Below are 9,810 nucleotides of genomic sequence, written 5' to 3' on the forward strand. Positions count from 1 at the left end.
CTACACCTGGCGCTTCACCCACCAAACCCGCCACCTCGACCTCACCAACTACCAAACCACCACCCACACCAACCACACCACCACACCCAAACCCAACAAACCCCACACCCCCAACAACACCTGACACCCAGCCACACCCCACAGCTCACAGCCCCCACAGGACCCCGGCCACACCCAGCCAGAGCCCCCCCGGACCGCCAGAAACAAGCAGCACCCCGCACCAGCCACCGGCGACGGCACCCCCACCAATCCGGCACGGCACCAGCACCAGCACCAGCACGGCCCGCTGCCCAACCACCCCCACCCAACCGGCCCGCACCACCCGAGCACCGCCGGGCACCGCCCGCCACGACCCGGCCGCGGCCCGGCTGGCCTTGTTCTGCCGTGTTCTGTCTTGTTCACGCAACCCGCTGGGAGACCCGCCCGATATGAACCGCCCGCACCCTTCCAGGCGCGCCCTGCTCACCGGAGCCGCTGCCACCGTGATCGGCTACAACACCATCACCCGCTCCTGGGCCACCACCGCCGACGGACCCACCAGCGGACACCTGATCCCCGCTCCCGCCCTCCAGGGCACCCTCACCACCAACCCCGCCACCACAGCCGCTTTCGCCAAGGACTTCGGGCGCCTCACCGCCGCCACCCCCTACGCCGTCCTCACCCCGGCCGGCGCCCAGGACATCGCCACCGTCATCAACTTCGCCCGCCGCAACAACCTCAAAGTCGCCATGAACGGCCAGAGCGGCACCGGCAACGACCTCGAATCACACTCCAACTACGGCCAAGCGGGCGTCGCCGGCGGCATCAGCATCAACGCCCGCGCCCTCAACCGCATTCACAGCATCACCCCCACCAACGCCACCGTCGACGCCGGCGTCACCTGGGCCCAACTCACCGACGCGGCCCTCGCCCACGGCCTCACACCCCCCTGCCTCACCGACTACCTCCACCTCTCCATCGGCGGCACCATCAGCGTCGGCGGCATCGGCTCCACCGTCCACAAATACGGCCTCCAAGCCGACACCGTCGAGGCCATCGAGATCGTCACCGGCAACGGCCGCGTCCTCACCGCCACCCCCACCCACAACACCGATGTCTTCCACACCGCCCTCGCCGGCGCCGGCCAAATCGGCATCATCACCCGGGCCACCGTCAAACTCGTCCCCGCCCCCGAACGCGCCCTCGTCCTCACCCTCCACTACAACGACCTCACCACCTACCTCGCCGACCAACAGACCCTCCTCGACGGCCGCTTCCCCTCCCAAACCGGCGAAATCCTCATCCAGCCCGACGGCCAACCCCCCCTCTACAAGATCGAAGCCGTCGCCCACTACAACGGCACCACACCCCCCGACCCCACACCCCTCCTCACCGGTCTCAACCCCACCCACACCGCCACCACCGACACCACCTACCGCGACTACACCTACCGCGCCGACACCTTCGCCGACACCATCAAGAACCTCGGCTACTGGAACGCCCCCAAGCCCTGGCTCTCCCTCTTCCTCCCCGCCTCCCAAACCCACACCTTCCTCACCGAAACCCTTCCCCAACTCACCCCCGACGACATCGGCCAGGGCCTCCTCCTCTGCTACCCCTTCCCCACCGACAAGCTCACCCATCCCTACGCCATCACCCCCAACGAACCCATTGCCTATCTCTTCGACCTCCTCACCTTCCCCCGCCCCGACACCGACCCCCAACCCGCCCTCAGCCGCAACCGCCGCCTCTACGACCGCGCCACCCAACTCGGCGCAAAGCGCTACCCCGTCGGCGCCGTCCCCCACATGACCCCCACCGACTGGCAAACCCACTACGGCCCCCGCTGGAGCACCCTCACCGCGGCCAAGAACCACCACGACCCCACACACACCCTCACCCCCGGCCAAAACATCTTCCCCTAACAACAAAACACCCACCCCCCGAAAGGAAACCCCCATGCACGCCATCCACCACACCGACCAAACCCTCCTCCCCCACCCGCCCCAAACCGTCTGGAACGCCATCCTCGACGAACTCAACGGCAAAACCACCTGGTGGCACCCCCACAACACCCACCAACCCGGCCCCACACCCCCTCACACCACCGGCGGCACCACTCACATCACCGTCCACCCCACCGGCGTCGGAAACCCCGGCCCCAAACTCCGCTTCACCAGCACCACCACCCACATCACCCCCCACCACACCCTCACCCAGACCCACACGGGCCACTTCCACGGGACCACCACCTACACCCTCACCCCCCAGCACAACAACACTCACACCCAACTCACGATCACCTTCTCCGCCACCCCCCACCACTGGCCCAGGCTCCTCCACAAACTCACCAACCTGACCATCAAGCACACCGCCGCCACCCAAGACGCCCTCACCAACCTCCACCACCACCTCGCCGACAACGAATAAACAAACAAGCCATCAAAAACCGGAGGACCTCATGCAGACCGCCGTCGGAATCCCTGCCCTGCCGGCCGATTACGCCGTCACGGCCACCGATCACGCCGCGACCACGGACGACTTCGCGCGCCTTGCCATCACGGTCCACCAGCCCGAGACGCCCGACCCGACGCGGCCGCTGGTCGTTCTCGTCCACGGGTGGGCCGCCTCCCGGACCGTCTGGCACAGCACGGCTCACCAACTGGCTGCCGCCGGGCACACCGTGGCCACGTATGACCAGCGTGGGCATGCCTCGTCGACGGTCGGGCGGGAGCCGATCAGCATCGAGCGGCTCGGGCGGGACCTGGGCACCGTCGTGCGGACGCTGACGACGGCGGAGCGGCCGGTCGTGGTGGTAGGGCACTCGGGTGGCGGTTATGCGGCGCTTGCTTGGGCGGCTGGGCTTCCGGTCTCGCGCACGGCTGGTGCGGGCGGGCGGCTTGCCGGGCTGGTGCTCGTGTCGACCGCTTCGCACGGGCAGGACACTCCGGCGAGCGAGGTGAAGATGATGGGGTCCCAGCTGTTCAGTCGTGCGCTTCGGACGCCGTGGCTGGGGCGCAGGTTGCTCGGCCAGACGCATGGACCGCGTGCCACCCTGGAGGCCCGTGAGGCCAACCGGCGGCTTTTCGCCAGTACCTTGCCGCAGACGCGTGCCGCCTGCTTCGCCTCCACGCAGCAGATGGACCAGCGGGCCGGGCTGGCCGGGATCACGGCGCCCACCGTGGTGATCACCGGCACCGAGGACAAGGTCGTCAAGCCGGCCTTCAGCCAGGAGCTCGTTTCCGCGCTCCCGCAGGCGACGCTGCACAAGGTTGTCGGAGTCGGGCACATGCTGCCGTTGGAGACTCCTCAGCACATCGCCCACCACGTCCACCAGCTGGTCCTGGCCGGCCGCTGACCCGCCGTGACCGCCATCACCGCTCCCGCCGGCGTCCTGGGCTCGCTGTTGCCGCCGTACGTCCGGTGCGCCGAAGCGTTCGGCGCCTTGGACGCGGGCCGTCTCCACCCTGCGGAGGCGGCCTACATCCGGGGTCGTTCCCCGCGCCGCCGACACCAGTTCACGACGGCCCGCACGCTCGCCCGCCGGGCGCTGGCCGAGTTGGGCCATCCGTCGGCGCCTCTGCTGCCCGGGCCCGGGGGTGCGCCGCAGTGGCCGTCGGGTGCCGTGGGGAGCATCACCCACACCGACGGCTACACGGCCTGTGCGGTCACCAGTACCGGTCGGCACGTCTCGCTCGGGATCGACGCCGAGCCTGTCCGTCCGCTCCCGCGCGGGGTCCTGGATCTCGTGAGCACCGAGGGCGAGCGGCGGCGGCTCGCCGTGCTGCCGGTGGGCGCGGTCCCTTGGGACACTGTTCTCTTCAGCGCCAAGGAGGCCGTCTACAAGGCTGTCCACCCGCTGACCCGCACGTGGACGGCTCTCGCCGCGATCACCGTCGCGGTCCGACCCGACGGCACGTTCACCGCCCGGCATCCTCACCGCCCCGGTGTCGGCATCGGCCGGTGGGGCGCCCACGAGGGGATCCTCATCACGGCGTTCGCTCTTCCGCCATCGAGTTGAGTACGGCTACTCGTGTCGCCGGCGGGCCCGCTCCGCTGCTGCTGGTGAGCCTGGCCGCGCTGGTGTTCACCAGCGCGGCCAGGCCAGGGCGGGTCACGGCGGGTCACGGCGCCAGTGGGCCACCCGGGGTGAGGGCCAGCCGGGCGAAGCGTTCGGCGATGAGGCGGTGGGCTTCCGGGGAGGGGTGGACGCCGTCGGGGAGCGGGTGGGTGTCGTGTTCGGGCCGGCCGTAGAGGGCGAGTCCGTCCAGGTGGTGCAGGGCGGAGTCGCCGTCGGCCCGGCGTTCGGCGACGATGCGGGCCAGGTGCTCGCGGATGACGGTGAGGGTGAGGCGGCCGGCGGCGCGTTCGGCCGGGTCGCCGGTGGCCCGGAAGCGGAGGGTGCCGCTGCTGAAGTCGGGGGCGAGCGGGCCGGGGGTGTCTTCGTGGATCGGGCAGAGCAGCGGGGAGACGACGAGCAGCGGCGTGGTCGGGTGGCCCTCGCGGATGGTGTCCAGGAAGCCGTGGACGGCCGGGGTGAGGGCGCGCAGCCGCATCGCGTCGGTGTTCACGAGGTTGATGCCGAGCTTGAGGCTGATCAGGTCGGCGGGGGTGTCGCGGATCGTGCGCGCGGTGAAGGGGTCGAGCAGGGCGCCGCCGCCGAAGCCGAGGTTGACCAGGTCCAGTTCCGCACGGTTGGCCACGAGGGCGGGCCAAGTGCCGCTCGGGTGGGCGGCGTTGGAGCCGTGGCTGATCGAACTGCCGTGGTGGACCCAGCGCTTGCGCGCGCCGGGCGGGACGGCCTCCAGTGGGGCGTCCGTTTCGAGGGCGATCAGCTCGGTGGTCTCGGTGTGCGGGAGCCAGAGTTCGACGGTCTTGTCCCGCGCGGGCAGGCCGGTGAACCGGGCGCTGCCGGCGGGGCCTTCGGTGAGTTCGAAGCGGCCGGTGGTGAGGTCGACGGTGCGCAGGTTGCCACCGGGGACCGTGGCCTGGGCGGTGAGGGCGCCGTCGACGAGGAGGTCGTAGACGCCGTCGGGCACGTCGGGAACGCCGGGGTAGGCGCGTTTGGTGGGGACGGCGTGCAGGGTGATCGCGGTGGCGCGGGTGCGGAAGGCGAGGCGGACGCCGGAGGGCTGGGACTCGGCCATCGCGAGCTGCTCGTCGGGTATCTGCCGGCGGGCGCGGGCCGGTAGGCGGTGCGGCAGCAGGCCGCGGCGGGTCCGCTCGACGTCCAGGTGGCCGTGGAGGAGGTCTTCGGTGACGGGGGTGGTGATCGTGGTCATGGCGCTTCTTCGGGTCGTCGTACGGGCGGAGTGCGCGCAGGCGCCGGGCGGGCGGTGCGTGCGCGGCGCGCGCCGTACGGGGGTTCAGGTGGTGGTGCGGGCGCCGCCCTGCCGGAGCAGGGTGTCGAGGGAGTCGATGATCCAGTCCCAGGACTGCCGGGCGTCGACGGCGGTGTGGCTGAAGCCGCCGGCCGCCTCGAGGCTGATGTAGCCGTGGAAGACACTGCCGAGCATGCGGACCGCGTGGGTCTGCTCGGGCTCGGTGAGGTCGTAGCCGCGCAGGATCGCCCTGGTCATCTGGGCGTGCCGGACGCCCGCACTGGCGGCGGCGGTCTCGGCGTCCAGGCGCAGGCGGGTGGCGTCGTAGCGGCCGGGGTGGCGGGCGGCGTAGTCGCGGTAGGCGTCCGCGAAGGCGCCGAGCGCGTCGCGGCCCGCGCGGCCGGCCAGGGCGTCGGCGACGAGGTCGGCGAGTTCCTCGAGGGCGTGCAGGGCGATCCGGGTCTTGAGGTCCTGGGAGCTCTTGACGTGGGAGTACAGGCTGGCGGTCTGGACGCCGAAGCGCCTGGCCACCGCGGCGACGGTCACCTGCTCGAATCCGACCTCGTCGGCGAGTTCGGCGCCCGCGACGACCACGCGTTCGACGGTCAGTCCTGCCCGTGCCATGTGTGCTTCCTCCCGTACTGACGGTCGCGCCGCTCGCACCGGTGCGCTACAGACAGTATGGAATTACCTAAATGGTTTAGGCAAATGGGATCACCGTTGAGGCGAAGGCCTCGCTCCTTCGGCTCAACCCGCCAGGATCACCGTCTCCGCCGGACCCGAGAAGCCCACCGGCTGCGCCGGGGCCCCGGTCGCGGCGAGGCGGCGGTGCTCCTGCGGGCTGACGCCGCGCACCCGCTTGAAGGCCGCCGAGAGGGCGAAGGCGTTGCTGTAGCCGACCTTGCGGGCGGCAAAGGCGACGGTGCACTCGGGCTCGCGCAGCAGATCGGCGGCGACGGCCAGCCGCCAGCCCGCGAGGTACGCCATCGGGGGCTCGCCGACCAGGGCGGTGAAGCGGCGGGCCAGGCCGGCCCGGGAGACCCCGACCCGCTGGGCCAGCTCCGCGACCGTCCAGGCGGTGGCCGGGTCGTCGTGCATCATCCGCAGCACCGGGCCGACCACCGCGTCGTGCTGGGCGCGGTACCAGGCGGGGGCGCCCGAGTCGGGGGCGGCGAGCCAGGAGCGCAGGACGGAGACCACGAGCAGGTCGAGGATCCGGTCCAGGACCAGCTCCTGGCCGGGCTCGTTGCGCCCTATCTCGGCGGCCAGCAGGTGCACCAGGGTGTCGTCGGCGCCGGTGCCGGCCGGTCGGACCAGCAGGGCGGGCAGGCAGCCCAGCAGACGCTGGCCGATCTCGTGCTCGGCCTGGTAGGTGCCGGAGAGGACCACCGAAGAGGCCCGGTCGCCCTCGCGGCCCTGGCCCCAGGTCCGGACGCCGAGCGACATCACCTCGGAGACGTCCACCCCGCCCTTGGTGCAGACCTGGCCCGGGCCGACGATCACGTCCACCGGCGTGTCCGGGTCGTCCGCCACGGTGTACGGCTCCGGGCCGCGCACGATCGCCACGTCCCCGGGGTGCAGCAGCAGCGGGGTGCCGCGCTCGGGCAGGATCCAGGCCTCACCGCGGACCATCGTCACCACCGAGAGCGGGGCCCGGTCCTCGATCCGCAGCGACCACGGCGGGGTCAGGATCGACCGCAGCAGGAACGCGCCGCGGGCCTTGGGGCCGTCGAGGAGTCCCGTCAGAGTGTCCATGCCGTCAAGTGTAGACGCAGGGACATTATTTGACGTCCCATCATTTGAGGGACTCTTGAGTGAACGAGGTGGCCCGGGCGCCGCAAATGCCGGATGATCTGCCCCACGGGGGTAGGACCGACACGCGGCGCCAGCGACATCGCGATGCCGCGATACAGCAGCACAGCAGCACAGCGATAGAACGACACAGCGACACCGACAGCGAGAAGCAGCGAAAACTGCGAGAAGTGAGGGGCTCACGACGATGGAAACGGCACGCACACTCGTCCTGGTGGCGGCCACTGTCACCTGTGGACTGACCGCCGGACTGTTCTACGCCTTCGCGTGCTCGGTCATGCCCGCGCTGGCGCGGGTCGAGGACCGGACCTTCATCGAGGTCATGCAGCGCGTCAACGTGGCGATTCTGAACGGCTGGTTCGTCCTCGGCTTCGTCGGCGCCCTCCTGACCACGGCGGCCGCGGTCGCCCTCCACCTGCCGTCGGACGGCCACGACGTGCTGCCGGCGACCATCGCCGCGCTCGTGCTGTACGTCGCGACGATCGGGGTCACCCGTTCGATCAACATCCCCCTGAACGACGAACTCGCCGCCGCCGGAACGCCGCAGCGGATCGCCGACCCGGCCGGCGTGCGCGGCCGCTTCGAGGCCCGCTGGGTGCGCTTCAACGTGCTGCGCGCCCTGCTCTCCACCGCCGCCCTCGGCTGCCTCGCCTGGGCACTGGTGCTCAACGGGCAGAGCTGACCCCGTCCTTCGGCGGAACCGACACCCGCTCTGCCGACGCGTGCGTTGCCGACACCCGCTTTGCCAAACCGATTTGCCAACCGATTTGCCGACGCCACCCTGGGCGGCCTCAGCCGCACAGGGTGGCGAAGCCGTAACCGCGCGCCTTGAGGGTCGAAATGATCGCCGGCAGCGCGGCCACCGTCTGGCTGCGGTCACCGCCGCCGTCGTGCAGCAGGATCACCGACCCCGGGCGGACGTTGTTCAGCACCCGCGAGCGGATGGCCTCCGTGCCCGGCCGGGACCAGTCCGTCGGGTCCACCGACCAGAGCACGACCTGCTTGCCGAGCGCCGCCGCGCGCGAGCGCACCGCGGCGTTGACCGCACCGTACGGCGGGCGCAGGCAGGTCGGGGTGCGGCCGGTCTGGGCGCGGATCGCCCGGTCCGTACTGCTCACCTGGGAGTTGAGCGCGGAGCCGGAGAGCCGGCGCAGGTCCGGGTGCGACCAGGAGTGGTTCTGCACGCTGTGGCCCTGCCGTGCGACCTGCGCGGTGAGCGAGGGGTGGGCGGAGACGTTCTGCCCGATCTCGAAGAAGGTCGCGCGCACCCCGTAGCGGGCGAGCGTCGCGAGGACCTTGGGCGTGTAGGCGGGGCTCGGGCCGTCGTCGAAGGTGAGGTAGACGACCTTGCCGCCCGTGCCGGCCGTGACGCCCGTGCCGCCGGCCGCCTCCGCCGGTGCGGCGGGCAACGTGGCCGCGGCTCCCGCCGCCAAGGCGACGGCGAGCGCGCCGATCGCGGTCCGGAAACGTCCAACTGTCCTGCGCCTCGCGGGTCGTACGGACATGCCTGCCCCCTGCGGTCGGAACTCCGGTGCCACCGGCCAGTCTGCGCCGAAGGCGGGCCCGCCGCGACCCGCCGAGTGACGGAACCGGGTGAAATCGGCCAGCCGCACGACGGGTTGACCGGGCACACCTTGGCCCGGCACGCCTTGACGGGAGACGCCTTGGCACGGCACGAGTTGACCGAGACACGCCGTGGCCGAACACGCCGAAGCGCCCCCGACGGGATCCGCCGGGGGCGCCGATCGCGGTGCGGTGCGGGGCTGCTTGGTTCAGCGGCCGGAGCGTCCGTGCAGCACCAGGGAGCGGGTCAGCGCGAGCAGGCCGCCCGTGCACAGCGCCGTGCGAAGCATGTTGACCGGCACCCAGGTGTCGGCGAACTTGGCCCGCACGGCCGCGAGGTCCTGGATCTGGGACGGGTCACCGGCCGCCGCCAGCTGGTTGTTGAGCGGGATGTTGACGCCCATCGTCACCAGCAGCGCCACCACGTACAGCACCGTCGCCGCCGCCGCCCACAGCGCCGCCTGCCGACGACCCGCCTTGTGCTGCAGCCACGCCGCCAGACCCGTCGCCGCGAACGCCCCGACGAACACCAGGCCGAACATGCCGTTCTCGATGGACTTGTTGATGTGCTGCATCGCCGTCACATACGTCCGGTCATCACCCGCCGCCAAACCGGGCATCACCGACACGTCGAAGGCGAAGAACAGCCCCGCCATCAACCCCATCGCGACGGTGGCACCCACCAACAGCGGCCCGGCGGCCTTGCTGCGCGTGCCGGGCACGACCGGGGCCGAGCCGTCCGGCGCGAGGCCGGTGAAGGACTGTGGAGCGGTGGAGGAAGCAGGAGTCGCAGTCTGGTTGGAACGCATAGGTGATCCTTCGGTTCTCCCCGGTCCCCGCCCAGCGCGGGGACCCTCCCGGTACCCGGCGGGCGCCGGCCTCCTCACCCCTCCCGGACACAGCCGGGACGGACGGTCAGGGGGCCTACTCCACCCGGCACCGAAGATCTACTGAACTGCCGTACGAACGGCAGGTGTTGCTTCCGGGTCCGTCAGCTCGGTCGTCCGGCTGGTCACGCGTTCCACACGCCCGAGGCGGCGGCCTCACGGGCGTAGTCCGCGAAGTCCCGCGGCTCACGACCCAACGCCCGCCGCACCCCGTCACCCAACGACGCGTTGCGACCATCCAGGATCAC

Annotated in this window: 10 protein-coding genes and 1 pseudogene; 5 read left to right on the forward strand and 6 right to left on the reverse strand. The window is 71.3% G+C overall.

Translation table 11 applies throughout. From position 1 onward, the window contains the following. Positions 1-428: 428 nt before the first annotated feature. The 4 genes from ACIBEC_RS47005 to ACIBEC_RS47020 are packed head-to-tail and all read left to right on the forward strand — an operon-like array spanning position 429 to position 4,000. Positions 429-1,904 (forward strand): FAD-binding protein, encoded by a 1,476-nt coding sequence (locus ACIBEC_RS47005; protein ID WP_360510093.1) that lies wholly within the window; start codon positions 429-431, stop codon positions 1,902-1,904. A gap of 34 nt (positions 1,905-1,938) precedes the next feature. Next, a complete protein-coding gene (locus ACIBEC_RS47010; RefSeq protein WP_360510092.1) occupies positions 1,939-2,409 on the forward strand; it encodes an SRPBCC family protein in 471 nt (156 codons plus the stop codon). Positions 2,410-2,440: 31 nt separating this feature from the next. Next, a complete protein-coding gene (locus ACIBEC_RS47015; RefSeq protein WP_360510091.1) occupies positions 2,441-3,337 on the forward strand; it encodes an alpha/beta fold hydrolase in 897 nt (298 codons plus the stop codon). 6 nt (positions 3,338-3,343) lie between these two features. Further along, on the forward strand, positions 3,344-4,000 hold the full coding sequence (locus ACIBEC_RS47020; RefSeq protein ID WP_360510090.1) for a 4'-phosphopantetheinyl transferase superfamily protein: 657 nt from the start codon (positions 3,344-3,346) through the stop codon (positions 3,998-4,000). Between the two features lie 103 nt (positions 4,001-4,103). Here the strand turns inward: ACIBEC_RS47020 and ACIBEC_RS47025 are convergent, their stop codons facing one another. The 3 genes from ACIBEC_RS47025 to ACIBEC_RS47035 all read right to left on the reverse strand — a co-directional run bounded on the left by ACIBEC_RS47025 (position 4,104) and on the right by ACIBEC_RS47035 (position 7,055). Continuing rightward, a complete protein-coding gene (locus tag ACIBEC_RS47025) occupies positions 4,104-5,261 on the reverse strand; it encodes an SGNH/GDSL hydrolase family protein (protein WP_360510089.1) in 1,158 nt (385 codons plus the stop codon). A gap of 84 nt (positions 5,262-5,345) precedes the next feature. Further along, the gene (locus ACIBEC_RS47030; RefSeq protein ID WP_360510088.1) at positions 5,346-5,924 is read right to left on the reverse strand and encodes a TetR/AcrR family transcriptional regulator; all 579 of its coding nucleotides are present in this window, start codon (positions 5,922-5,924) and stop codon (positions 5,346-5,348) included. A 123-nt stretch (positions 5,925-6,047) separates the two neighbouring features. Next, positions 6,048-7,055 (reverse strand): AraC family transcriptional regulator, encoded by a 1,008-nt coding sequence (locus tag ACIBEC_RS47035; protein WP_360510087.1) that lies wholly within the window; start codon positions 7,053-7,055, stop codon positions 6,048-6,050. 244 nt (positions 7,056-7,299) lie between these two features. On the opposite strand from ACIBEC_RS47035, the gene ACIBEC_RS47040 reads away from it, so the two are divergent. Beyond that, entirely contained in the window at positions 7,300-7,794 is a 495-nt protein-coding gene (locus ACIBEC_RS47040; protein ID WP_360510086.1) for an anthrone oxygenase family protein, read from the forward strand. A 109-nt stretch (positions 7,795-7,903) separates the two neighbouring features. Here ACIBEC_RS47040 and ACIBEC_RS47045 read toward each other — a convergent pair whose 3' ends face one another. The 3 genes and pseudogenes from ACIBEC_RS47045 to ACIBEC_RS47055 form a co-directional block, all read right to left on the reverse strand. After that, complete coding sequence (locus ACIBEC_RS47045; protein ID WP_360510085.1) at positions 7,904-8,617, reverse strand: polysaccharide deacetylase family protein; 714 nt, start codon at positions 8,615-8,617, stop codon at positions 7,904-7,906. Positions 8,618-8,884: 267 nt separating this feature from the next. Then, positions 8,885-9,484, reverse strand: a complete 600-nt coding sequence (locus ACIBEC_RS47050) for a DUF1772 domain-containing protein (protein WP_396290839.1) — start codon at positions 9,482-9,484, stop codon at positions 8,885-8,887. Positions 9,485-9,687: 203 nt separating this feature from the next. Continuing rightward, positions 9,688-9,810, reverse strand: a pseudogene (locus tag ACIBEC_RS47055) (NmrA family transcriptional regulator); the annotation flags it as partial.

The sequence above is a fragment of the Kitasatospora sp. NPDC051164 genome (assembly GCF_044455625.1).
Taxonomy (GTDB): domain Bacteria; phylum Actinomycetota; class Actinomycetes; order Streptomycetales; family Streptomycetaceae; genus Kitasatospora.